Annotated in this window: 20 protein-coding genes; 4 read left to right on the top strand and 16 right to left on the bottom strand. The window is 66.1% G+C overall.

All coding sequences use genetic code 11. The annotated features are described in order from the left end of the window. Entirely contained in the window at positions 1-1,515 is a 1,515-nt protein-coding gene (gpmI, locus tag ACWIGM_RS04495) for a 2,3-bisphosphoglycerate-independent phosphoglycerate mutase (RefSeq protein WP_454024716.1), read from the bottom strand. Between the two features lie 209 nt (positions 1,516-1,724). Between gpmI and ACWIGM_RS04500 the strand changes: the two genes are divergently transcribed. Both ACWIGM_RS04500 and ACWIGM_RS04505 read left to right on the top strand, forming a co-directional pair. Continuing rightward, entirely contained in the window at positions 1,725-2,468 is a 744-nt protein-coding gene (locus ACWIGM_RS04500) for a haloacid dehalogenase type II (protein ID WP_454024717.1), read from the top strand. A 23-nt stretch (positions 2,469-2,491) separates the two neighbouring features. Next, positions 2,492-3,178 carry a glutathione S-transferase family protein gene (locus ACWIGM_RS04505; protein ID WP_454024718.1) on the top strand — a complete coding sequence of 229 codons (687 nt, stop codon included), beginning with the start codon at positions 2,492-2,494 and terminating at the stop codon, positions 3,176-3,178. Between the two features lie 51 nt (positions 3,179-3,229). Here the strand turns inward: ACWIGM_RS04505 and ACWIGM_RS04510 are convergent, their stop codons facing one another. Further along, positions 3,230-3,997 (bottom strand): glucose 1-dehydrogenase, encoded by a 768-nt coding sequence (locus ACWIGM_RS04510; protein ID WP_454024719.1) that lies wholly within the window; start codon positions 3,995-3,997, stop codon positions 3,230-3,232. Positions 3,998-4,120: 123 nt separating this feature from the next. Here ACWIGM_RS04510 and ACWIGM_RS04515 point away from each other — a divergent pair, with 123 nt between their 5' ends. Then, entirely contained in the window at positions 4,121-5,155 is a 1,035-nt protein-coding gene (locus tag ACWIGM_RS04515) for an L-idonate 5-dehydrogenase (protein WP_454024720.1), read from the top strand. Between the two features lie 4 nt (positions 5,156-5,159). Here the strand turns inward: ACWIGM_RS04515 and ACWIGM_RS04520 are convergent, their stop codons facing one another. After that, entirely contained in the window at positions 5,160-6,911 is a 1,752-nt protein-coding gene (locus tag ACWIGM_RS04520; protein ID WP_454024721.1) for a sensor domain-containing diguanylate cyclase, read from the bottom strand. Positions 6,912-7,027: 116 nt separating this feature from the next. After that, positions 7,028-8,701 (bottom strand): formate--tetrahydrofolate ligase, encoded by a 1,674-nt coding sequence (locus tag ACWIGM_RS04525; RefSeq protein ID WP_454024722.1) that lies wholly within the window; start codon positions 8,699-8,701, stop codon positions 7,028-7,030. A 240-nt stretch (positions 8,702-8,941) separates the two neighbouring features. Between ACWIGM_RS04525 and ACWIGM_RS04530 the strand changes: the two genes are divergently transcribed. After that, positions 8,942-9,538, top strand: a complete 597-nt coding sequence (locus tag ACWIGM_RS04530; protein WP_454024723.1) for a dioxygenase family protein — start codon at positions 8,942-8,944, stop codon at positions 9,536-9,538. A gap of 3 nt (positions 9,539-9,541) precedes the next feature. Here ACWIGM_RS04530 and ACWIGM_RS04535 read toward each other — a convergent pair whose 3' ends face one another. The 12 genes from ACWIGM_RS04535 to pal form a co-directional block, all read right to left on the bottom strand. After that, on the bottom strand, positions 9,542-11,527 hold the full coding sequence (locus tag ACWIGM_RS04535) for a hypothetical protein (RefSeq protein ID WP_454024724.1): 1,986 nt from the start codon (positions 11,525-11,527) through the stop codon (positions 9,542-9,544). Positions 11,528-11,631: 104 nt separating this feature from the next. Further along, positions 11,632-12,042: a low affinity iron permease family protein gene (locus ACWIGM_RS04540; RefSeq protein ID WP_454024725.1), complete on the bottom strand. Its 411-nt coding sequence runs from the start codon at positions 12,040-12,042 to the stop codon at positions 11,632-11,634. A 76-nt stretch (positions 12,043-12,118) separates the two neighbouring features. After that, positions 12,119-13,231 carry an S-(hydroxymethyl)glutathione dehydrogenase/class III alcohol dehydrogenase gene (locus tag ACWIGM_RS04545; protein WP_091839044.1) on the bottom strand — a complete coding sequence of 371 codons (1,113 nt, stop codon included), beginning with the start codon at positions 13,229-13,231 and terminating at the stop codon, positions 12,119-12,121. A gap of 31 nt (positions 13,232-13,262) precedes the next feature. Further along, the gene (locus tag ACWIGM_RS04550; RefSeq protein WP_454024726.1) at positions 13,263-13,547 is read right to left on the bottom strand and encodes a metal/formaldehyde-sensitive transcriptional repressor; all 285 of its coding nucleotides are present in this window, start codon (positions 13,545-13,547) and stop codon (positions 13,263-13,265) included. A gap of 84 nt (positions 13,548-13,631) precedes the next feature. Beyond that, positions 13,632-14,528: a hypothetical protein gene (locus tag ACWIGM_RS04555; protein WP_454024727.1), complete on the bottom strand. Its 897-nt coding sequence runs from the start codon at positions 14,526-14,528 to the stop codon at positions 13,632-13,634. Between the two features lie 306 nt (positions 14,529-14,834). Next, on the bottom strand, positions 14,835-15,695 hold the full coding sequence (locus ACWIGM_RS04560; RefSeq protein ID WP_454024728.1) for an outer membrane protein: 861 nt from the start codon (positions 15,693-15,695) through the stop codon (positions 14,835-14,837). A gap of 224 nt (positions 15,696-15,919) precedes the next feature. Then, a complete protein-coding gene (gene glmM, locus ACWIGM_RS04565) occupies positions 15,920-17,263 on the bottom strand; it encodes a phosphoglucosamine mutase (protein ID WP_454024729.1) in 1,344 nt (447 codons plus the stop codon). A gap of 107 nt (positions 17,264-17,370) precedes the next feature. After that, on the bottom strand, positions 17,371-19,944 hold the full coding sequence (locus ACWIGM_RS04570) for a hypothetical protein (RefSeq protein ID WP_454024730.1): 2,574 nt from the start codon (positions 19,942-19,944) through the stop codon (positions 17,371-17,373). Between the two features lie 192 nt (positions 19,945-20,136). Continuing rightward, positions 20,137-22,062, bottom strand: a complete 1,926-nt coding sequence (ftsH, locus tag ACWIGM_RS04575) for an ATP-dependent zinc metalloprotease FtsH (RefSeq protein ID WP_454024731.1) — start codon at positions 22,060-22,062, stop codon at positions 20,137-20,139. A gap of 111 nt (positions 22,063-22,173) precedes the next feature. Further along, a complete protein-coding gene (gene tilS, locus ACWIGM_RS04580) occupies positions 22,174-23,232 on the bottom strand; it encodes a tRNA lysidine(34) synthetase TilS (protein ID WP_454024732.1) in 1,059 nt (352 codons plus the stop codon). Next, the gene (ybgF, locus tag ACWIGM_RS04585; protein ID WP_454024733.1) at positions 23,229-24,131 is read right to left on the bottom strand and encodes a tol-pal system protein YbgF; all 903 of its coding nucleotides are present in this window, start codon (positions 24,129-24,131) and stop codon (positions 23,229-23,231) included. The genes tilS and ybgF overlap by 4 nt, the downstream gene beginning before the upstream one ends. A gap of 172 nt (positions 24,132-24,303) precedes the next feature. Beyond that, positions 24,304-24,804: a peptidoglycan-associated lipoprotein Pal gene (gene pal, locus ACWIGM_RS04590; protein WP_137879954.1), complete on the bottom strand. Its 501-nt coding sequence runs from the start codon at positions 24,802-24,804 to the stop codon at positions 24,304-24,306. Between the last annotated feature and the right edge of the window lie 22 nt (positions 24,805-24,826).

Below are 24,826 nucleotides of genomic sequence, written 5' to 3' on the forward strand. Positions count from 1 at the left end.
TCAGCGCAGCAGCGATTGCCCGGTCATCTCGGCCGGCTGCTCCAGTCCGAGCAGCGCAAGCAGCGTCGGCGAGACATCGGCGAGGCGGCCCTCGGCCAGCCCCTTGGCCTGCGAGCCGATCAGCATCACCGGCACCGGGAAGGTCGTGTGGGCGGTGTGCGGATTGCCAGTGACGGGATCGACCATCAACTCGGCATTGCCGTGGTCGGCGGTGACCAGCAGCGCTCCGCTTTTGGCGAGGATGGCATCCGCAATCTGGCCGAGGCTGGTATCGATCGTCTCGACCGCCTTGATCGCTGCCGAAAGCACGCCGGTATGGCCGACCATGTCGGGATTGGCGAAGTTCAGCACGAACAGGTCGTACTGCCCGCTCTCGATCGCTGCGACGACCTTTCCGGTCAGCTCCGGCGCCGACATTTCGGGCTGCAGATCATAGGTCGCGACCTTCGGCGAGGGCGTCATACTGCGCTCCTCGCCGTCGAACGGCTCCTCGCGCCCGCCATTGAAGAAATAGGTGACGTGCGGATACTTCTCGGTCTCGGCGAAGCGGATCTGCTTCAAGCCCGCCTTCGACACCGTCTCACCGAGCCCGTTGGCGAGGCTCTGCGGCGCAAACAGCGCCGGCATGATCGGATCGAGCTCGGAGCTGTAGGAGGTCATCCCGACCGCGCCGACGAGTTTTGGCATGCGCGGACGCGAAAAACCACTGAACGCGGCGAACAGCAACGGCGCCAGGATCTCGCGGATGCGGTCGGCGCGGAAGTTGAAGCTGAGCAGCCCATCGCCATCGGCCATGCCGCTATAGCCGCCGATCACCGCCGGCTTGATGAACTCGTCGCTGACATTGGCGGCATAGGCCGCCTCGATCGCGGAAGCTGCGGTCGGCATCCGCTCGCCCTCGCCGAGCGCCAGCGCCTTCCAGGCGAGTTCGACCCGCTCCCAGCGATTATCGCGATCCATCGCGTAGTAGCGGCCGCAGACCGTCGCGACCTTGACCTCACGCGGCAGGGCGGCTTCCAGCGCCGCGATATACTCCGCCGCCGAGCGCGGCGGCGTATCGCGGCCGTCGGTGAAGACGTGGATCAGCGCCGGAACGCCGGCCGCCACGACGAGCTTCGCCAGCGCCACCGCATGGTCCTGATGGGCGTGGACGCCACCGGGCGAGACCAGGCCGAGGATGTGGCAGGTGCCGCCGCTGGCCTTGAGCCGGCCGATCAGCCCGCTTTCGTCGAGAGCCTGCTTCAGCGTGCCGTCGGTGGCGGCCTGATTGATGCGCGGCAGGTCCTGCATCACGACGCGGCCGGCGCCCAAGTTGAGGTGGCCGACCTCGGAATTGCCCATCTGGCCCTCGGGCAGGCCGACATCCAGCCCGGAGGTGCGCAGGAAGGCGTGCGGCGAGGAAGCCCAGAACCGGTCGAAATTCGGCGTCTTCGCCAGCAGGACCGCGTTGTTGTCCTTGTCGTCGCGCCAGCCCCAGCCATCGAGGATCATCAGCATGACGGGGCGGCTGGACATGCGCGTATCCTGTGCGTCTGCGAACAAGTGCTTGTGCGGATATCACGCTCCGCGCGGCCAAGGCGAGCGCTATCATCCGGAAGCTGGTCATCCCGGCCAAGCCGCGAAGCGGTGCAGAGCCGGGATCCATTCCGGAACGGTTCAGGCATGGATCCCGGGTCTCCCTTCGGTCGCCCGGGATGACGATATGGGTGGTGGAAGGAAGTACCATGCCGATCAAGGCCGTCGTCTTCGATGCCTACGGAACCCTGTTCGACGTCCAGTCGGTCGCCGGCGTCACCGAGGACGCCTTTACCGGACATGGCGAGACGATCACCCAGGTCTGGCGGCTGAAGCAGCTCGAATACACCTGGCTGCGCGCACTGATGGACCGCTACGAGGACTTCTGGAGCGTGACGCAGACTTCGCTCGACTTCACGCTGAAAACGCTCGGCCTCACGGCGACGCCCGATCTGCTCACCCGCATTGCCGCGGCCTATGACGCGCTGGCGCTCTATCCGGAGGCGCTGACGGCGCTGCAAGGCCTCGCTCCGACACGCCTCGCCATCTTCTCCAATGGCAGCCCGGCCATGCTGGTCAATCTCACCAAGCAGGCCGGCATCGATGAGCTTCTGGAAACCGTGATCAGCGTCGACGAGATCAGGACCTACAAACCCGATCCGCGCGGCTATCGCCTGGTCGAAGAGCGTCTCGGCCTGACCCGCGACGAGATCCTGTTCGTCTCCTCCAACGGCTTCGACATCGCCGGCGCCAAGGCCTACGGCATGACGGTGGCGCGCATCGAGCGTGTAACCTCGCAGGCCCTGCGCGACGAACTCTCGGGCGCAGCGGTGATCGGGCCGAAGAGCCTGTTCAAGGCGCTGCGCATGCAGGAGGAGCAGCTCGGCGCGGGCGCCGATCTCACCATCTCGGCCCTGACCGAACTCGTCCCTTACGTCGCCGCGCGCCGCTGAGCCTTCCATCCAGGAGACCACCGATGATCCGCTTCTACTACCATCCCTCGCCGAACCCGGCGAAGATCGCGCTCTTCCTGGAGGAAGCCAGCCTGCCCTATGAGATGGTGCCGGTCGACACCCGCAAGGGCGATCAGTTCAAGCCGGACTTCCTCGCCATCAACCCGAACGGCAAGACCCCGGCCCTGACCGACGGCGATGTCCGGATTTTCGACAGCAACGCCATCCTGCTCTACCTCGCTGAGAAGACCGGCCAATTCCTGCCTCCGAACACGCCGGAGATGCGCGGCCAGATGCTGTCCTGGCTGATGTTCGTCGCCACCGGCATCGGCCCCTATACCGGCCAGTCCGTGCACTTCTCGCGGATGGCGCCGGAGAAGGTGCCCTATGCGATCAACCGCTATGCCCGCGAGGCGGAGCGGCATTGGGGCCTGCTCGACGACCAGCTCGGTAAGCACCGCTACATGCTTGGCGACGACTACACGCTGATCGACATGGCGGTCTGGGGCTGGGCAACGCGAGCGCAGTTCGCCCTCGGCGACGAGGCCTTCGCCAAGCTCGCGAACGTCCGGCGCCATCTCGACGAGATCTCGGCCCGGCCGGCGGCACAGCGCGCTGTCGCGCTCAAGGATCAATTCACCTGGAAGACCGAGGTCGACGACGAGGCGCGGAAGATCCTGTTCCCGCAGAATGCGTTTTTGAAGGCTTAGGCCGGATCCGCCCTTATGCTCGGGTCAAGCCCGAGCATGAGGGGAGTTGGTTCACACCACCGCGGTCAAACCACCATCGACCATCAGCAGGTGACCGCTGACATAGTCGGAGGCTTCCGAGGACAGGAAGATCGCCGCGCCTGCCAGTTCCTTGGTCTCGCCCCAGCGGCCGACTGGCGCGCGGCTCTTGACCCAGTTCGAGAAGGTCTCGTCGGCGAGCAGCGCCTGGTTCAACTCGGTGACGAAATAGCCGGGGCCGATCGCATTGACCTGGATGTTGTGCTTGCCGAGCTCGGCAGCGAGCCCCTGCGTCATCAGGCTGACCGCGCCCTTCGAGGCGGTGTAGGGCACGATGCTCGGCCGGCCGAGCTTGCTCATCACCGAACCGATATTGACGATCTTGCCGCGTCCGCGCGGCGCCATGCGCTTCGCTACGGCCTGGGTGACGTAGAACACCGAGTGCAGGTTCGTCGCGATCAGGAAGTGCCAGTCCTCGGCCGGGAAGTCGACGAAGGCGCCGCGGACCTGCGTGCCGGCATTGTTGACGAGGATGTCGATCGGCCCAACCTCGGCCTCGATCTTCGCCACACCCGCTTCGACCGCGGTCTGGTCGGTGACGTCGAAGGCGGCGACCGAGGCCTTGTGACCGGCCGCCGCGATAGCGCCGCGCGCCTTCTCCAGCTTGGCCGCATCGCGCCCGTTGAGCACGACATGAGCGCCGGCGGCGGCAAGGCCCTCGGCGATGGCGAGGCCAATGCCCTGGCCAGAGCCGGTGACCAACGCGATGCGCCCGTCGAGCTTGAACAGATTGAGCGACATCCTATCCTCCCGGTCCGTAGCGTGATCTTGCCGCTTGTGAGTATCTCAAGGGTTGGGTAAGCGGTTTAAAACGATTAGACAATGCCGCAGCCGCATGGCTGCCGCCCTATCAGGAGCTCCGCCATGCGCGCCGTCGTGATCCATGCCGAGAAGGACCTGCGGGTTGAGGACGCCGAAGTGCCGGAGCTCGGCCCGCTCGGCGTCAAGGTCGCGATCAAGGCTGGCGGCATCTGCGGCTCCGACCTGCATTATTACCTCCATGGCGGTTTCGGCACGATCCGCGTGCGCGAGCCGCTGATCCTCGGCCATGAGATCGCCGGCGTCGTCGAGGCCGTCGGCTCCGAGGTCAGCCGGGTCAAGCCGGGCGATCTCGTCGCGGTCAATCCGAGCCGGGCCTGCGGCCGCTGCCGCTATTGCCAGGCGGGCCAGCAGCAGCACTGCCTCGACATGCTGTTCTATGGCAGCGCCATGCGCTTCCCCCATGTCCAGGGCGGCTTCCGCGAGATCCTGGTGATCGAGGAGCGCCAGGCGGTGAAGCTGCCCAGCCATGTCGGCGCGGCGCAGGCCGCCTTTGCTGAACCGCTCGCGGTCTGCCTGCATGCGGTCAAGCGCGCCGGCGCCTTGCTGGGCAGGCGCGTCCTCGTCACCGGCTCGGGCCCGATCGGCGTGCTGACCGTGGTCGCCGCCCGCGCCGCCGGCGCCTCCGAGATCGTCGTCACCGACGTGGTCGATGGCCCGCTGCCGACCGCCCTCAAGATGGGCGCGACGACCGCGATCAACGTCATGGCAGAGCCGGAACGCCTCAAGGCCGATTACGGCGCTGAGAAAGGCGCCTTCGACGTGATGTTCGAATGCTCGGGCAACCAGCATGCGCTGACCGGCGCCTTCGACGCGCTGCGGCCCGGCGCAGTCATCGTTCAGATCGGCGTCGGCGGCAACTTCACTATTCCGATGAACGTCGTCGTCGCCAAGGAATTCGACCTGCGTGGTTCCTTCCGCTTCCACGAGGAATTCGACTGGGCGGTCGAGCTGATCGCATCGGGTCGTATCGACCTCTCGCCGCTGCTCACCGCCTCGATCCCGATCGAGCGCGCCGTCGAGGCCTTCGACCTCGCAGCCGACAAGTCGAAGGCGATGAAGGTGCAGCTGGCCTTCTGAGGTCTCAGATCACCCGCCGCAGCGCCGCGCCGGATTGCGGCTCGTCGATCGCGACGCCGTCGCGGCCATTGCGCTTGACCTGATAGAGCGCAGCGTCGGCGCGCGCGGCCGCATCGGTCAGGCTGTCTTCGGGGCGCGCCATGGCCGCTCCCAGGCTCGCCGTCATCGGCACCGCCCGGCCATCGCTGAGCGCGACCGGCGCCTCGCGCAGCAGGACCGCGATCTTGCCCGCGATCGCTGCCAGCGCCTCGGCCGTGCAATCGCTGATCAGCAGGATGAATTCGTCACCGCCCCAGCGGGCGCAGGCATCGTAGCTACGCAAGGTCGAGAGCATCCGGCGCACGCAGGCGATCAGCACCTCGTCACCGGCATGGTGGCCATAGTCGTCGTTGACCAGCTTGAAGCGGTCGAGGTCGACGATGATCAGCCCGCAGGCCGTGCCGTTGCGCTGCGCCCGGTTCTGCTCGCGCGCGAACGCCTCCTCGAAGCCGCGGCGGTTCAGCACCGAGGTCAAGGGATCGTGCTGGGCCAATTGTTCGAGCTTCTGCGTCCGCTCGGCGACCATCGCCTCGAGCCGGCCGGTATTGTCGCCGACGGCCTGGGCCATCTCGTTGAAGGCGCGCGACAGGCGAGCGATCTCGTCATTGCCGTCCTCCTTCGCGACGGCCGAGAAATCGCCGGCGCGGACTCTGGTGACGCCCTGCTCGACCCATGCCAGCCGGTCGAGCACCTTGCGCTTGAACAGGACGGTCATCAGCCCGGCCACCGCGATCAGGATCGCCACCATCAGCCCCGCGATCGGCGCGAACAGCTTGCGGTCGATGATGGCATCGACATCCATCACCGTGACGTTGAACCAGCCGAGCCGGTCGAGGAAGCCGACGCCGACCAGCACCTCATGCCCGTCCATCTGCATGAAGCGCGAGAGCACCAGCGCCTCGCCCTTAGCGACACGCTGCATCATCTCGGCGAGCGCCTTGCGGTCGCCCTCCTCGTCGAGCAGGCGGAAGATCGTCTTCTTCGCCGTGGCGTCCTTGGTCAGGCTGTGGAAGTCGACGACGCGCGGATCGCGATGCGCCTGCACCGCCCCCTGCAGGTCGACGAACATGCTCTGCACACCGGTCTGCGGGAACTCGACGACCTCCTTGATGAACTGGGTCAGGTCGACGCCGGTGCCGATCAGGCCGAGCACCTTGCCGTCCTTCTGGATGATGCAGTTGATCCAGACCTTGGTGACCGAGAGCACCTCGTCGCGATTGACGTTGAGATGGCAGCCTTTGCCGAGCGCGCGCGTCTTGAAATACCAGATGTCCTGCGGAGCGCTCGGCGAGACCGTGTAGCGCAGCCGGTTGTTCTCGTAGGTATTGTCCTTGTCGTTGAAATAGTAGTGGCCGCTCTTGTCGACGACGGCAAAATAGCTGCGATCGGTGAAGGAGAGCCGGTAGTGCTCGAGCTCGGCGAGGCCGCGTTTGGCCTTCTCCGGATCGGTCTCGTCCTGCGCCCATTCGACGATCACCGGCGCGCGCGCCACCGTCTCGGCCAGCGAGACCTCGCGCATCAGCGCTTCCAGCCCGCGATAGCGATCGAACAGGATCTGCTTCTCGGCGAAGAGCGTGCCGAGCTTCACCACCGTGCCGTTGACCATCCAGAGGAAGATGCCGGAGGCCGGCACCGCGATCGCGACCAAAGTCGCCAGGACGAGCACGAGCACGCGCGCCTTCAGGCCCGAATTGGTCCAGGCGGTCAGCAAACCCATCTCGTCGGCATCTCCCGCGCCTTCCGACATGTTCGGAAGCGCACGGGCGCATGGTGGCCGCGATATGGTTTACGTCTCGTTGACGAATGGGGCGCGCGCGCCACCCGCCGGGAGCGCTAGAACAGCCCCTCGATCTGGCCGTGCGCGTCGATGTAGATGCGTTCCGCCGCCGGCTGCCGCGGCAGGCCGGGCATCGTCATGATATCCCCGCAGATCGCGACGACGAAGCCCGCGCCCGCCGAGAGCCGAAGCTCGCGCACCGGCACGGTGTGGCCGGAGGGTGCACCGCGCAGGGTCGGATCGGCCGAGAAGGAATACTGCGTCTTCGCCACGCAGACCGGCAGGTTGCCATAGCCGGCCGCCTCGAGCTCGGCGAAGCGGGCCGTGACCTTGGCGTCCATCGAGATCCCGGCGGCGCCATAGATCTCGTGCGCGATCCTCTCGAGCTTCTGGCGCAGCGGCATCGCATCGGGATAGAGCGGCGCGAAATCGGCTTCGCCGCTGTCGGTCAGCGCCGCGACCTTGATCGCGAGCTCTTCAGTGCCGGCTCCGCCCTCGGCCCAGTGCCGGCAGATCACCGCCTCGACACCGAGATGGTTGCGGCAGAAATTCTGGATCAGCGCGTGCTCGGCCGGCGTGTCGCTGGTGAAGTTGTTGATCGCGACGATCGCCGGCACGCCGAACTTCCTGACGTTCTCGACATGGCGAGCGAGGTTTGAAAGCCCGGCCTCCAGCGCCTTCAGGTTCTCCGTACCGAGCATGTCGCGAGCGACACCGCCATGCATCTTGAGGGCGCGCACGGTCGCGACCACGACGGCCACATCGGGCTTCAGCCCGGCCTTGCGGCACTTGATGTCGAAGAACTTCTCGGCCCCGAGATCGGCGCCGAAGCCGGCCTCGGTCACGACATAGTCGGCGAGCTTCAGCGCGGCGCGCGTCGCGATCACCGAATTGCAGCCATGGGCGATGTTGGCGAAGGGCCCGCCATGGACGAAGGCGGGCGTGCCTTCCAGCGTCTGCACCAGGTTGGGCATCAGCGCATCGCGCAGCAGCACCGTCATCGCGCCCTGGGCGTTGAGCTCCGCCGCAGTGACCGGGCGCTTGCTGCGAGTGCGACCGATGACGATGCGCCCGAGCCGCTCTTCCAGATCGGCGAGGTCGGTCGCAAGGCAGAAGATCGCCATCACCTCGGAGGCGACGGTGATGTCGAAGCCGTCCTCGCGCGGGAAGCCGTTCATTGCCCCGCCGAGCGAGGAGACGATCGCGCGCAGCGCCCGGTCGTTCATGTCGACCACGCGCCGCCAGGCGACATGGCGCTCGTCGAGATCGAGCCCATTGCCCCAGTAGACATGGTTGTCGAGCATCGCCGCCAGCAGATTATGGGCGCTGGTGATGGCGTGGAAATCGCCGGTGAAGTGCAGGTTGATCTGCTCCATCGGCACGACCTGGGCATAGCCGCCGCCGGCCGCCCCGCCCTTCTGGCCGAAGCAGGGGCCGAGCGAGGGCTCGCGCAGCGCGATCATGGTGCGCTTGCCGAGGCGCCGCAGCCCGTCACCGAGGCCGACCGTCGTCGTGGTCTTGCCCTCGCCGGCCGGCGTCGGGCTGATCGCGGTGACGAGGATGAGCTTGCCATCGGGCTTCTCGGCGAAGTCCAGGATCGCGCTGGTGTCGACCTTGGCGATGTACTTGCCAAAGGGGTGAAGCGCCGCATCGGGGATGCCGGCTTCCTCGGCAACGACGCCGATGGCCCTCAGCTCCGCCGCGCGGGCGATCTCGATATCGGTCGACATGCCGTCCCCTCACCGTCTCGTCGAACGGAACGCCTGTGCCGGCCGATTCCTCGCGGGCGGATTTCTGCCAAAAAGCGTCGGCAATCGCCAGCGCGCCGGCACATGGGCGCAATGTGCCCACAGGAGACTTGAGCCGGCCTCCGCCGCCATCACAGTTCGGCGAGGCACCGTCTTTGCCCGAAATCCGACATCGCAGGCGTGGCATGAAAGCCGATGCCGCAAGGCGCGAGGAGGAAAGCGATGTCAGATGCTCCAAGCCGGCGGGACCTGCTCGCCAGCCTCTCGGCTGCAGGCTTCGCAAGCCTTACCCTCCCGGCCGAGGCGTTCGCGCAAGGCGCCGAATTGCCAGCGACGCCGGCCTGCGAGGGACATGCGGCCGCAACGCCACGCCAGACCGAAGGCCCCTATTTCACCCCGTCCTCGCCACAACGCGCCGATCTGCGGGGCGACGGCAGCGGTACGCTGCTGGTGCTCAGCGGCTTCGTGCTGACCCGGCAATGCCGGCCGGTCCCCGGCGCATTGCTTGATTTCTGGCATGCCGATACGTCCGGGCAGTATGACAATCGCGGCTTCCGCTTCCGCGGCCATCTCTTCGCCGACCAGCAGGGGCGCTATCAGCTCATCACCCGCGCGCCCGGGCTCTACACCGGCCGCACCCGCCATCTCCATGTGAAGGTGCGAGCGGGCGGGCAGAGCCCAGTGCTCACCACCCAACTCTATTTCCCGGACGAGCCCGGCAATCGCCGCGACGGCCTGTTCGACCAGAAGCTGCTGATGACTCTCCGCCCCGCCGAAGGCGGCCAGCTCGGCCGCTTCGACTTCGTACTGGCAGCCTGAAGGCTACAGCCGCGCCTGCGGATCAGGATGGCCGTCGATCCGCATCTGGAACAGGAAATAGGTCGGCGAGCAGAAGCCATAATCCCTGACCGTCGTGGTCGCGCCCGGTACGTCGTCAGGGATCGCCTGGCACATATAGTCCTCGCGGCAGAAGCTGGTGGCGCCGCAGGTGCCGCGATTGCCGCGCGTCACCGCTTTCGACAGGCAATCCTCGAAACGGTTGGTCGCGACGCAATCGTCGAAGGCCTTGCCGCCGGCGAGCCCGCAGATCTCGTCCGGCACCTTGCCATTGGCAAAGCCTGCGAAAGCCCGATCGGCCGGCGTGCACTGGCGATAGGCCATCCCGGCGGGAACGCCGATCTTGGCCGGCCGGCAATTGAAGGCGGTCTGCGAGAAGCCGGTGGCGAAGGCGCCGAACTGCCCGGTCTTGCGATAACGGTCGAGATAGGGCTTGCCGACAGCGGTGGCGATCGCGCCGGTCAGGCAGGGCTGGCCGGAGAAGTTGCGGGCCTCGTCGAGCCTGACGCACTGGCCGAACTCGATCCCAACTGCCTTGCTCTCGACCAGCGGCTTGCAGGCCGAGCCCGCCGCGCAGCCCCAGCCCTCCCCAAAAGCTTTCGCGCTCTCGCCCGTCAGGCAGGGCATGGTCAACGCGGCCGCTCGATAGGCGAAGCTTCGCTCCTTCTGCCAGGTCGCCGGCGGCGCGAAGGATGGCGGGCGGTAGAGCTCCGGCTCGGCGCCATCAGCGACGGCTGCGACATAGGCCGCACGACGGAAGCCTTCGGCGTAAAAGTGCGGGGAGATGCCGGTCTTGATCCGGTTCAGCGCCGAAGTCGAGCCGTCATCGAGCCCGAACATATGGAAGCCCGCGGTGGCGCCAGCCTGATGGCAGCCCATGCAGGAGCCGTTGTCGAGCCGCTCCAGCAGGGCCTTCTCATTGCGCACCAGCCGGGTCGCGCGAAAATCGAGCCCCGTCAGCGCGCTCGCCGGCAAGGCCTCGGTGAAGGGGTGGTTGGCCAATCGGGCGCTGCCGAAGGTCGAATAGGAAATCGCCTTCGTCGCCAGGAAGCGCTCGGGCAGTTGGTAGACGCCTTGGTCGATCGCCGGGATATTGCTCCTGACATAGTCGATCAGCTCCTGCCGGAGCGCGGCGTCGCTCTTCAGCCGCGCCGTATCCGGCGTGTTCTCCAGCGGCTTGGGCTTGAGCGTGAGGCCGCCTTCGCCTGTGGAGGCCGCAAAGATGCGCTGCAAATAGGCCGCCTGCCCGCCGAACTCGGTTTCCATCCCGGACGGGAAACGCACGATCTGGGCGTTGACCTCGATTTGCTTGAGGCTGAGGCGCTGCTTCGCCAGTGGCCCATCGGCAAGCTGTCGCGCCAACATGGCCGGATCGCCGCCGGGCGCGATCGACCAGGCTAGCGCGGCCTCACGGCAGGAGCCGCCCTCGCCCGCTTTGACGCTGAAGACCGCGTTGAGCGTGAACGGCAAACGCGAAGCCAGCCGGCGCTTCAGTTTCGCATCGTCGAAGGCATAGGCGAGCCGGTAGATCAGCCGGACCTCGCCGCAGCCGCTCTCGCCGGACAGCGCGGCAAAATCCTGCCGGTCGAGCCGGTTGACCACCGCGGTCAGCTGGAAGCGCGCGATCGGGGAGCGCAGCCAGCGCAGGTCGATGACCCGGCCGACATTGCCATCGGTGACCTCGTAGAGCCTGCGGCCATTGGCCAGCATTTCGGCGCGCAGCGCGCTGACGTCCTCGCCGACCTGGCCGGCGATGGTGCGAAAGGCGGGACTGCTCTTGGCGAGATCAGACGTGCTGCCGGCTCGCCCGCTGCCAAGGACGTCGGACAGCGCATAGCCCGTGGCTTCGAGGCGGCGCAGCGTGGCGACATCCTGGACATCGAGCAACGGCTCGGCCGCGCCGGCGGGTTCGCTCGCGACGACACAGGCCAGCACGGCCAGACCAAGCCTGCGCCAACCAGCCCCCCGCATGGCATCCGTCTCCGGCAGATTCGCGCTACATCGCGCAAGGGAAAGATAGCGTCACGCCTGCCGGCGTCCAGTTGGGTAAGCTTGCGGCCGCTCGTCGACCGATATCAGCCGGAGCGGCCGTCGCGAGCGGCTCGCGCCTTGCGCGCCAGCTCCTCGAACTCGGCCCGCATTTCCTCGAGTTTGTCCTCGTCGAGTTCCTCGAGATCGAGCAGTTCCTCGCGCGCGCCTTCGAGCTTGTTGATCAGCTCATCGAGCTTGATCTGCATCGCCGCCGTGTCGCGGTTCTGGCTGTTCTGGATGATGAACACCATCAGGAAGGTGACGATCGTCGTCGAGGTATTGATCACCAGTTGCCAGGTGTCGTTGAAGCCGAAAAACGGACCCGAGGCCGCCCAGACGACGATGATGGCGAGCGCGATGAAGAAGGTCTGCGGCTTGCCGGCCCAATGCGCCGTCGCCTGCGACAGCCGGGTGAAGAGGGAGCGCTTGTCGAGCCCTGCGGCTTTGGCTGTCATGACCGTCCCCTTTGGATCGCCTGCACCGATCAACACAGATCGCGTGCAGGCGTTCCCGGGGAACGATGGTTCGGCGTCAGTAGACGACGACCGAGCGGATCGACTTGCCCTCGTGCATCAGGTCGAAGCCGTGGTTGATCTCGTCGAGCGAGAGCTTGTGGGTGATCAGATCGTCGATGTTGATCTTCCCCTCCATGTACCAGTCGACGATCTTCGGCACGTCGGTGCGGCCCCTTGCCCCGCCGAAGGCCGTGCCCTTCCAGACGCGGCCGGTGACGAGCTGGAACGGCCGGGTCGCGATCTCCTTGCCGGCCTCGGCGACGCCGATGATGATCGACTCGCCCCAGCCGCGATGGCAGCACTCCAGCGCCTGGCGCATCACATTGGTGTTGCCGGTCGCATCGAAGGAGAAGTCGGCGCCGCCGCCAGTGAGGTCGACAATCGCCTGCACCACCTTGTCGTTGCCGATCTCGGCCGGGTTGATGAAATCGGTCATGCCGAATTTCTCGGCCATCGCCCGCTTGGCCGGGTTGATGTCGACGCCGATGATCTTGTCGGCGCCGACCATACGTGCGCCCTGGATGACGTTGAGGCCGATGCCGCCGAGGCCGAAGACGACGACGTTCGCGCCCGGCCAGACCTTGGCGGTGTAGATCACCGCGCCGATGCCGGTCGTCACGCCGCAGCCGATATAGCAGATCTTGTCGAAGGGCGCGTCCTCGCGGACCTTGGCGAGCGCGATCTCGGGCAGAACGGTGAAGTTCGCGAAGGTCGAGCAGCCCATATAGTGAAAGACCTCGCCGCCATCGCAGGAGAAGCGCGAGGTGCCGTCCGGCATGAGCCCCTGTCCCTGCGTGGCGCGGATCGAAGTGCAGAGATTGGTCCGGCGCGACAGGCAGGACTTACAGCTGCGGCATTCCGGCGTGTAGAGCGGGATGACATGGTCGCCAGGCTTCAGCGTCGTCACTCCGGCGCCGACCTCGCGCACGATGCCGGCGCCCTCATGGCCGAGGATCGCCGGGAACTTACCCTCGGAATCCAGGCCCGACAGCGTATAGGCGTCGGTATGGCAGATACCGGTCGCCATCACCTCGACCAGCACCTCGCCGGCCTTCGGTCCGCCGATCTCGATGGTCTCGATCGTCAGCGGCTTGCCGGCCTCCCAGGCCACGGCGGCACGTGTCTTCATCGGGCGCTTCCTTCTGATGGTATCACGGGGATCATTTGAGATAGGTGCGGACGACGCGCATGGTGCGCGCGATCTCGTCCGCTTCACTCGGCTGCGGCGCGCCTGTCGAGGAACCCGCCAGCATCGTCTCGCGCAGATGGCTTTCCAGCACCTCCGCCATCAGCCCGGTCGCTGCGCCGCGCAGCGCCGAGAGCTGCTGCAGCAGCGCGCCGCAGTCCTCGCCGCGTTCGACCGCGAGGATCAGGGCATCGGCCTGCCCGCGAATGCGGCGCAGGCGCGTGACGGCGCGCTTCTTTTCTTCAGGGGTATGCGGCATGCGCTTGATACTGGGGTAGAGTATTATTTTCCCAGTTCTAGGGCGGCGCGGAGGACGATGTCAACGCACCACGCCGGACGCGGCCTAGAACGTCCAGCCGATATCGACCTGAACGAGATGCCGGCTGAAATTGGTCAGGTCGAGCGGACCATGGCGACCGCGCTCATGGCCGGTGACCTGGACATTATAGGCGATCGACAGTGCCAGCCGCTCGGTCGCCTGCCAGTAGACGCCCGGCCCGACGAAGGTGGCGTGGCCGGCATGGTTGCCGAAGCCGAGCGAATTCTGCTGGCGCAGGTGCCGGACCTCGCCGCTCAAGAAGATGCCGTCAGTGAACTGCCAGGCCAGGGCTGCGCCGACCGCGAAGGTCGAAGAGCGTGAGAAGGGCTCGGTCCCGTTCCAGACCATGTTGTGGGAGACGTTGAGGGCCGCGTAGAGCGTCTCGGGGATCAGGACGCGGTCTGCGAGCGCCCGGAACCCGGTATTGTAGCTGTCGAAGCGGCCAGTCTGCTTGTCGTCGTTGCGTTCGGCGCCGACATCCATGCCGAGCGTCAGACCGAAGCCATGCTGGCTGTGGTTGAGCAGGCGGTAGCGCATTTCCAGGCCAGCGCCATGGCTCCTGTCCTTGAGCCTGTCACGCGCGATGACGGAGCGTGTCGTGCCGCCGAACAGCGAGGCGCCGATCTCGAGGCAAGGCAGAAGCCCGTAGGAACCGGTCAGGGTGGCGCCCCGGCTGCGCGAGCGCCCCTCGCGAACCCCGGCATTGCCGCCCAATGTCAGCCCGAGGCTGCCACCGCCGAGATCGGCGATGCCCGAGCTGTCGGTGAAGCCGAAGGCGTCGGTCGGCGCGTCGTCGGAGCTGTCGCAGACCGAAGCGGCGCCCGGTTGCGGCAGGGCCTCGTTCGCCGAGGCTGGAGCGTTCCAGCAGGATACGATCGCGGCAAGCACGAGGACTGGCCGAGCCAGAAGGCCGAACGTCATTTGCGGTGTTCCCCAGCTTACTGCCGCTAGGGAAACGAGAGTGGCTTAAGCGCTCGTGAATTGGCCGGCCCCAGGCCGAGCAGTCTTTCGCTGGGCTTAACCCAAGGTAACATTGTTCGCCGGCATTGCAGCGTTCCATCCATTGCCAGCGCATAGGCTTGGCAGGAAATCGCTGGCCGCCCTTCCGCCGCATGCTCGCGAGTCGGACATCGGGAAGCCGGCACGCGGCGCCCGGCGGTCAAAAAAATTAAACGGCGCGGTCGAAGGACCGCGCCGCAAAGACAACCGCCAAGGCGGCCGTGCCGCTCAGTACTTGCGGACGACCGGGGCCGGCGCGTAGGTGACCGGGCGCTCGACCGGGCCGCAGCAATCCGGGTCGCCGAAGTTCCAGCGCATGCCGATGCGGAAATCGTGGCTGTCGATATCCTTGACCTTCAGCGGCGAGTAGGTCTCGTTCAGGAAGGCGTTGCGGATGCGGCCCGACTGGGCATCGCCGAGATTGAGATAGCGATAGCCGATTTCGAGCGTGAGATTCTTGTTCACCTCGTAGCCGACGCCGGCCATCAGCGCCCAGGCCATGCCCGACTTGTCGCCATTGCCGGCCGTACCCAGAGTGCCGGTGCCGTTGAACTGCAGGCCCTGGTCGGTCAGGCCGTTGATGCGGTTGGTCGCATAGCCGATACCGGCGCCGATATAGGGCGTCAGGCAGTTCCAGGTGCCCAGATCGACATAGGCGTTGAACAGCGCGACGATCGAGGACAGGTTGCCCTTGTAGGTGTTCGTCTGGTTGCCACCGATGAAGGGATTGAACACCACGTCGGTAGCGCCGATCGTGGCACCGCCGCGGTATTCCAGCGTGCCGTCGACGCGGAACCAGTTGTTGAAGCGATAGCCGATACCTGCGCCGGCGAAGTAGGAGTTGGATCGGTCTTCCTTGGTGACGAAGCTTCCGCCGAACTGGCTGACTTCCGGCTGGCTGTAGTCGCCGTAATTGGTGACGCCGACGCCGATATCGCCGCGCAGATAGATGCCCGACGAGATCGTGCCGCGCAGTTCCGGCGGCGGCGGGGGCGCGGGCTGGGCCATCGGAAAATCTGCTGCCTGGGCGATGGCTGAGGCGCTCACGGCCATGGCGCCTGCAAGCGCAAGGGTTTTCAGGCTGCCCATGGCAGGTCCCTTCGAGTTTGCGCGCAGCTGGACTCAAGCGCACGCGAGTTACCGATGGGGAAACCTTGCCACGGATTTCTTAAACGAGACTTAACCTTAAAAACTAACGCTATCGAACCGTAAAGAGCCGGATTGGGCCAGCGGCCTGCTTCTGCGAAGACATTGGCAGGAGCAGGCGCATCGGTATCGACGGCCCTCGCCGCACTCGGAAGCTGCAGTGGGGTTCAGGCCGCTGCCTTCGTGACCGCCTCGACCACCTCGTCGACCACCCGCATGACGAGATCGCGATCATCGCCCTCGGCCATGACGCGGATCACCGGCTCGGTGCCGGACGGGCGGATCACCAGGCGCCCGCTTTCACCGAGCAACTGCTCGGCCGCCTTGATCGCGCTGACGACCGGCTTCTCCTCCAGCGGGCGGCCCTGCTTGTAGCGGACGTTCTTGAGGATCTGCGGCAACGGCTCGAAACAATGACAGACCTCGGAGACCGGCTTCTCCTGCCGCTTGACCACGGCGAGGAGCTGCAGCGCCGCGACCAGGCCGTCGCCGGTCGTGCCGTAGTCGGAGAGGATGATGTGGCCGGACTGCTCGCCGCCGAGATTGAAGCCATTGGCGCGCATGTGCTCCAGCACATAGCGGTCGCCGACCGCGGTGCGCGCCAGCGACAGGCCAAGCCCCGCCAGATAGCGCTCGAGGCCGAGATTGGACATGACGGTCGCAACGATGCCGGGCGCGGCCAGACGCCCGTCTTCCTGCCAGCTGCGCGCGATCACGCCCATCAGCTGGTCGCCATCGACGACCTGGCCCTGCTCGTCGACGATCAGGACGCGATCGGCGTCGCCGTCGAGCGCGATGCCGAGATCGGCGCGCAGCTCGCGCACCTTCTGGCTGAGAGCCGCGGGCTTGGTCGAGCCGACATCCTTGTTGATGTTGAAGCCGTCCGGCTCGTCGCCGATGGTGATGACCTCGGCGCCCAGTTCCCACAGCGCCTCGGGCGCGACCTTGTAGGCGGCGCCATTGGCGCAATCGAGCACGATGCGCAGGCCATCCAGGCCGAGATTGCGCGGCAAGGTCCGCTTGGCGAATTCGATATAGCGGGCATGGGCGCTGTCGATGCGCTTGGCCCGGCCGAGCATCGCCGAGGAGGAGAGCTGCTTGCCGAGATCGGAATCGATCAGCCGGGTGATCTCTGCCTCGACCTCGTCATTGAGCTTGTAGCCATCCGGCCCGAACAGCTTGATGCCGTTGTCCTCGTAGGGGTTGTGCGAGGCCGAGATCATCACGCCGAGATCGGCCCGCATCGAGCGGGTCAGCATCGCCACCGCCGGCGTCGGCATCGGGCCGAGCTGCAGCACGTCCATGCCGACCGACGTAAAGCCGGCGATCAGTGCAGTCTCGATCATGTAGCCGGAGAGCCGGGTATCCTTGCCGATCACCACGCGGTGACGGTGGTCGCCGCGGCGGAAGGCGATGCCGGTGGCCTGGCCGACACGCATGGCGAGGTCAGGCGTGATGACGCCGTTGGCGCGTCCGCGGATGCCATCCGTGCCGAAGTATTTGCGTGTCATGGTCGACCTGTTCACTGCGGGCCAGACGGCCCGGTCCGGCGCGTTTTATAGCCGGTGCTGATTTTCGCCTCGTCACGATTTATGACAAATCATAGACGGCAGGCAGCTCATTTCTCGTCGCGGGTCAAAAGCCCTGTGAATCCGGTGACGATCAGCGACACCAGCAAGGCGCCGACGATCTGCTCCAGCACGGTCAGATAATACAGCACCTTGCCAAGGACAGTGCGGGAATTGACCCGCCAGTACTTCTCCGACCCGGCATCGAGCAGCGGCAGGAACGTGTCGAACGAGTAGAGCAACGGGTCGAACCGCGGATAGTTCTTGTAGAGCGTCAGCGCGGCCTGGGCCTTGTCGCTCTCGGCCGGCACGAAATCGGCGGCGAGCACGCGCACGAAGACGCGCTCGTCGGCACATAATGGCTTGCCATCGCAATAGGCCAGAGCCGCACCACCATAGAGCGCGGCGAAGATCAGGATCACCATGCCGGACCAGGCCACGGTCTTCCAGGGATTGAAGCCGTAATCGGCCAGGAAGTGCAGCGTGCTGCTGACGGCACGGCGAAACCAGGGCATGTCGCTGGCGAGGCGCTGCATGACGCGGCGCTCGATTGCAATCTCGCGCGCCTCCTCCTCATGCCCATGCGCCGCCAGTACCTTGGCGAGCTGCCGCCAGGGCTGCGGCCGGAAGCTCTCGAACAGGTCACCGCGCGACTGCGCCATCAGCCAGCGTTTGCGTGCAGCCACGATCGATTCGGCCGAACCATCCCTCGGTCCGTAGCAGCCGTCGGGGTTGTCCAAATGCTCGTACTCGAAACCATCAAGGACGAGATGGTCGGCGTCGGCGCCGCCCGCGTCGCGGAGGCGTCCCTCGCAGCACTTCGCCGACCTATCAATTGGCGCAGGCCAGGTCGTCCGGAAGTCCGTCAGCGTGCCGACTTTCGCACGCGACAGATCGATAATACCGATCGGCCGTGAATCGACTGTTGCGGGCAGGATGAGTTGGCCGATCTTGGCCTCGCTCAGGTCGAGTGTGTGATAGGCCCATCTCAACGTCGAAAACTCTTCCGGTGCGGTCGAGATGGCCGGGAGAGGGTTCTGATCAAGAGCCCGTGCCCGCGCTGGTACAGCGGCGCAAAGGCGGCTGTTCGTGATGCGAACCCGGCCGAGGTCTGACTCGCAGAAGATTGCGGCGCCATCGATGACGGCATCAGATTCGATGAACAAGGTTCCTGCGATGCGCAGCCCCCGCCCTACGATAGCAGCATGGTGTCCAGCACTCAGCCTCGCACCCTTGATGTCCAGATCGTAGTCGATCCGGGCGAGCATCAAATCCATTGTCCCGATAACTGACGTCCTTCCTGAGGAACCATCATCGGCATTTGACAGGCGCATGAATACGGAGCCGAAACGCGCATTGTTGGCTGCGATCGCAATGCCATTTGCGTTGGCAAATCGAGTGCCAGAGGCCGTGAGTTCCCCCGAAATCGTCGCGCTGACGATGTTGAAGCAACCTTCGAAAGCCGCGTCATCGAGAAAGGCATCGATGCACGACATATCTTGTGCTGCAAAAGCATCGCCGCCTGCGTTGGTAAAGCGAGTACGGTCAGCGTTGAACTGTCCGGCGATCGTCGCGCTAACAATATTGAAGCAGCCCTCCACGACGGCATCATCGAGGAACGCATCGGCGCACGACATGCCTTGTGCCATCACGGCATCGCCGCCTGCGTTGGCAAAGCGGGCCCCGTTGGCATTGAACTGTCCCGTGATCGTCGCGCTGGCGATGTTAAAAAGGCCTTCGACGACTGCATTGTCGAAATGCGCGCTAGCACATGACAGGCCGTGCGCCACCAGGGCGTCTCCGCCCGCATTGATGAAGCGAGTCCGCTTGGCTTTGAATTGGCCCGCCATAGTCGCGCCGGCGATATTGAAACGGCCCTCGACGACGGCCTCATTGAGGAAGGCGCCAGCGCATGACATGCTTTTTGTCATCAGGGCATCGCCGCCCTCGTTCGTGAAGCGGGCCCGGTTGGCGCTGAATTGGCCGGCGATCGTCGCGCTGGCGAGATTAACACCGCCTTCGACGAAGACGTCGTCAAGCGATACGCCTGCGCATGACATGCCGCTGGCCGCCAAAGCATCGCCGCCTGCGTTTGCGAAGCGAGCCCGGTCGGCGCTGAACTGTCTCGTGATCGTCGCGTCGGAGATGCAAAACTCGCCGTTGACGCGGGCTCCATCGAGTACCAGCTCACCCTGGATATGAACGCCCTGTGCAAAGAGGGCACCACCCTCGCCATCACCAATAGCGGCATCTTGGAAATTCAGGGCGCGCGTTCGAGCATCACTGATATCTATTCCGCTTGGAATCGCGCAACCAATCAGCCAAAGCGGCCGCGCAATCTCGCGATCAGCCAGATGAATGCGCCCCTCGACGCGACCGCCCGAGAACCGCACGCCCTCCGGGGCCACTGGCCAGTCAGGCCTCTCGGCACAGACGAGTGCGCGGATCACTCCCGCCCGCACGGCATCTTCAGCAGCGAGGTCCAACACCGCGCCCGCCTTGGCGGCCGCGACTAGGCGCTTCTCGGCCACGTTCAGACTGCCGATCCCGTCGACTGCCTTGCGCACCATCTGCGTACCCCAAGCCGCATGTTGCAATCTGCGGTCGAGCAGGGATTTCGGCAATCCCCTTTCAGATGGTCGTTTACTGTTTGCAGCGCGTTATTTTCCATTCCCAAAAGTAAGAGTGCCTGTCGATCCAAGCAGCCTGCTCGCTGATCACGAATCACCGATTTTGATGCTGCGGTCAGGAACCCAGAATCAAAAACCGCGCCCTTTTGGGGCGCGGCTTATGATCTCATGATCTGATTGTTACGCTCAGGCCTGCGGCTGCGGCTCCAGCCCGGCGTCGGGCTCGTCACGCTTGCGGCCCTTGCCGGCGCTCGGCACAGCCGAGCCGCGCGGGGCGTGCGGCGTGTCGTCGGCATCGCGCGAGGGGCGCTTGCCGGCGATCAGGTCGCGGATCTCGTCGCCCGTCAGCGTCTCGTATTCGAGCAGCGCCTCGGCCACCGCGACGAACTCGTCATGGTGCTTGCTGAGAATCTCCTTGGCGTCGACATAGCCCTGGTGGACCAGCCGGCGCACCTCGCTGTCGATCTTCTGCGCGGTCGCCTCGGAGAGGTTCTGCTGGCGGCCCATCGACATGCCGAGGAAGACCTCCTCCTGATTGTCGCCATAGGCGACCAGGCCGAGCTCGTCCGAATAGCCCATCTGGGTGACCATGGCGCGCGCCATCTTGGTCGCCTGCTGGATGTCGCCGGTAGCGCCGGAGGTGATGTTCTCCTTGCCGAAGGTGATCTCCTCCGCCACGCGCCCGCCCATGGCGACCGCGAGCTGCGAGGTGAACTCCTTGAACTTCATCGAATAGCGGTCGCCCTCGGGCAGGAACTTGACCATGCCGAGCGCACGGCCGCGCGGGATGATCGTCGCCTTGTGGACCGGGATGCCGGCCGGCACGTAGAGGCCGACGATGGCATGGCCCGCCTCGTGATAGGCGGTGAGCTTCTTCTCCTCCTCGGACATCGCCATCGATTTGCGCTCGGCGCCCATCATGACCTTGTCCTTGGCGTCCTCGAACTCGAGATGCGTCACCATGCGCTTGCCGCGGCGGGCAGCGAGCAGGGCAGCCTCGTTGACGAGGTTCATCAGGTCGGCGCCAGAGAAGCCGGGCGTGCCGCGGGCCAGCACCTTGAGGTCGACATCCGGCGCGAGCGGAACCTTGCGCACATGCACGCGCAGGATCTTCTCGCGGCCGGCAACGTCCGGATTCGGCACGACGATCTGCCGATCGAAGCGGCCGGGGCGCAGCAGCGCCGGGTCGAGCACGTCGGGACGGTTGGTCGCGGCGATGATGATCACGCCCTCGTTCGGCTCGAAGCCGTCCATCTCGACCAGCAGCTGGTTCAGGGTCTGCTCGCGCTCGTCATTGCCGCCGCCGAGGCCGGCGCCGCGATGACGGCCGACCGCGTCGATCTCGTCGATGAAGATGATGCAGGGCGCGTTCTTCTTGGCCTGCTCGAACATGTCGCGCACGCGGCTGGCGCCGACGCCGACGAACATCTCGACGAAGTCAGAGCCCGAGATCGTGAAGAACGGCACGTTCGCCTCGCCGGCGACGGCGCGTGCCGTCAAGGTCTTGCCGGTGCCGGGAGGGCCGACCAGCAGCACGCCGCGCGGGATGCGGCCGCCGAGGCGCTGGAACTTCTGGGGATCGCGCAGGAACTCGACGATTTCCTGCAGGTCTTCCTTGGCCTCGTCGATGCCGGCGACGTCCTCGAAGGTGACGCGGCCATGCGCCTCGGTGAGGAGCTTCGCCTTTGACTTGCCGAAGCCCATCGCCCGGCCGGCGCCGTTCTGCATCTGGCGGGACATGAAGATCCACAGGCCGATGAAGATCACGAAGGGCAGCGAATTGACCAGCAGCGCCATGAACCAGGGCGTGCCCTCTGACGGGGCGCGCGCCGAAACCTGCACGCCCTTCTGCGCCAGCGTCTTCAGCAGGGCCGGGTCGCCATAGGGGGCGTAGGTGACGAAGCTGCGTCCATCGGAGAAGGTGCCGGTGATCTCCTGTCCGGCAACCACGACATTCGCGATACGGCCGGCCTCGGACTCGTTGATCAGCTGGCTATAGGGAATTTCGTTGGTGCTGGCGCGCTGGCTCGGGCTCTGGAACAGGGTGACCAGCGCCAGAACCAGCAGGAAGATCACCACCCAGAGGGCGAAATTGCGGAAATTCGGATTCATCAGGGTTCCGATCCGCTCGCCGGCGGGGTTGCCGCGCGAGCCTGTGGTTTTCGCTGTCTAATCTAGGGCCGCCATGCCCCCTTGCCAAGGGAAGCCTCGCCCTTCTTAGGGTTATACCGTCGCAGGGTGAACGCCTCGGCGCCTCCCGCCTTCACGCGCGAGGGTCAAAACCCCGTCTCCGGCGAGCGACAGGCGGAAGCCGCCGAGTGTACGCCGCAGCGCCCTGCCTTCACGGACGGCCGCCATCAGGGCCTGACCGCAATCCTCGAGCCGTGCCAGCCGCAGCGGCACGTCGGCACCCGCAGTGCGGTCCTGCGCCGCGGCGATCGCAAGCGCGAGACCTCGGATGACGATCTCCTCGGGCTCCTGGCAAAGCCGCGCGAAATCGAGCCAATGCCTTCCTGCCTCATCGCCGGCAGGCAAAGCCGCCAGGGCTCGGACCGCCAACCTGTCCAGAGCCTCGTCGGCGCGCGCCAGGCGGCCGGCGAGTTGGCCGAGCCGCCCGGCGGTCAACCCGGCCCCTGCCAGGTCCGGCAACAGGCTGCGCCAACGAATGCGGGTAAAGCGCGGGTCATCATTGGACGGATCGCGCACGAAAGAGAGCTTGCGCGCCGCGCAGGTCGCGACGAGCCTGGATTTTCCGATACCGAGCAGTGGCCGTGCCAGCACGATCCCATTTGCCGCGCTGCGCGGCGCCATCCCTGCAAGACCGGCAAGCCCGGAGCCGGCGGCCATGCGCATCAGCAAGGTCTCGGCCTGATCGTCGAGGGTATGGGCGGTGACGATCGCCGTGGCGCCGAACGCCCTCGCCTCCTCCGCCAGCAAGGCATAGCGTGCGGCCCGCGCCTTCTCCTGCACTGCAGTCTGCGGCTTGTGGCCCAGCCAGCGCTTCGTCCGGTGCTCGACGCCGAGCCCGGCGCAGAGTTCGCCGACCATCAGCGCCTCCTGCGCCGCCTCGGCGCGTAGGCCGTGATCGACGGTGACTGCAAGGAGCAGCGGACGCCCCTGCCCGGCCCACTCGGCCAGCATGGCGAGGAGAGCGACGGAATCGGGTCCACCGGATACGGCGACGATCAGCGCGTCCTCGCTCGCGAGCGAGCGAAACAGGACAGCAGCCTCCGCCGCCGTCAGGGGCTCGGCTTCAGGTGTGGCTGCGGGCGCCGCGGTCAAGCGCAGCGGGCGCGCCGCTGCTCGCGCTCGACACCCTGGCGCACCGCGTTCGAAGCGCTGGGATAATCGACGCCGACCTTGGCGTAGGTGGCGCAGGCCTGATCGCGGGCGCCCAGCCCGTTCAGGGACATGCCGAGCTTGAGCAGGCTGTCCGGACCCTTGCCTGCCTTCGGATAGTCGCGCGAGATCTTGAGGAACTGCTCAGCCGCCTCGCGATAGCGCTGGCGCTGGAAGTAGCTCTCGCCAAGCCAGAACGTCGCATCCGGTGCCAGCCGGTCCCGTGGATAGCTCTGCAGGAACTCGCGGAAGCTCATCTCGGCGCGCTCGTATTCCTTGCGCAGCACATGAGCATAGGCGAGGTCGTAGAGCTCGCGCGGACTGCCCGCCTGCCCGGTCGCGGCGACGCTCGGGCCGCGCGGTGCGGCCGGCGGCAATGCGCCATTCGGCACGGGGCGCCCCACGCTGGACAGATCCATGGGGCCTTGCCCCGGGTCGCCGGCGAACTCTTCGTCGATGATCTGGCCGAGCTGGCGAGGCCCACCCGCAGCCCCCGGCTGAGCAGCAGGATCGAAAGCATCGCCGCGGCGCTCGCGGCCGGGAGTGGCGGGAGCAGCCGGAGGATTGGCCGGACGGGTCGCCTGTGGCGCCGGAGCGGCGCCGCCACGCTGGCCGCCGCGCTCGGAGAGGCGGAAATCGACGTCCTCCTGGAATTTCCGCAACTGCTCCGTCAGGCGCCTGTTCTCGAACTGCAATTGCTCGATCTGGCCGGAGAGCTGGCGCAGCTGGTTCTCGAGGCGGCTCGTGCGCACCACGAGATCGGCCGCGTCCTGCGCCGCGGCGGGCTGGATCAGCCCGATCGTCAGCAGCGAAAAGCCGGCAAGCAGGGCATGCCGCAGCATGGGGCGCTTCCGGCCCGAAATCGAAATCGTCACAAAGCTCATATCAAGCAAACCGCATCGCCCCGAAAGATCAAAGCTATCACACGCGAATACCGCGGCCAAAATATGGAAAAGCCGGCGCTTTCCTTGCGGTAAGCGCCGGCCACGTCAAGCTATTGTCGGGCGTCTGGCGTCAGACGCCGCCAGCACCGTCAAGCACCGTGACGGCGCGGCGGTTCTGCGACCAGCAGGAGATGTCGTTGCAGACCGCGACCGGCCGCTCCTTGCCATAGGAGATGGTGCGGATGCGGTTGCCGCCAATGCCACGCGAGGCGAGGTAGTCGCGCACGGTCTGGGCGCGCCGGGCGCCGAGCGAATAGTTGTACTCGCGCGTGCCGCGCTCGTCGGCATGGCCTTCGATGGTGAAGGTGTAGCGCGGATAGCGCTGCAGCCAGGCCGACTGCTTGTCGAGGGTCGCGACCGCCGTCGGGGTCAGGTCGGTCGAGTCGGTCTCGAAGAAGACGCGGTCGCCGACATTCACGACGAAGTCCTGGGCACTGCCCGGGGTGGCGGCGCCGCCGGCGCCGAAGCCGTCGGCGTTCTGGTCCTTGGCGCAGGCGCCGAGGGCGAGCGCACCCATCAGGGCGGCAGCGAGGCGCACGGTGCGGGCGCTGGCAGCGAAGGAGGCGAGCATGTCAAATCTCTCCGAATGTCGG

The organism is Allobosea sp. NPDC055332 (assembly GCF_053645455.1).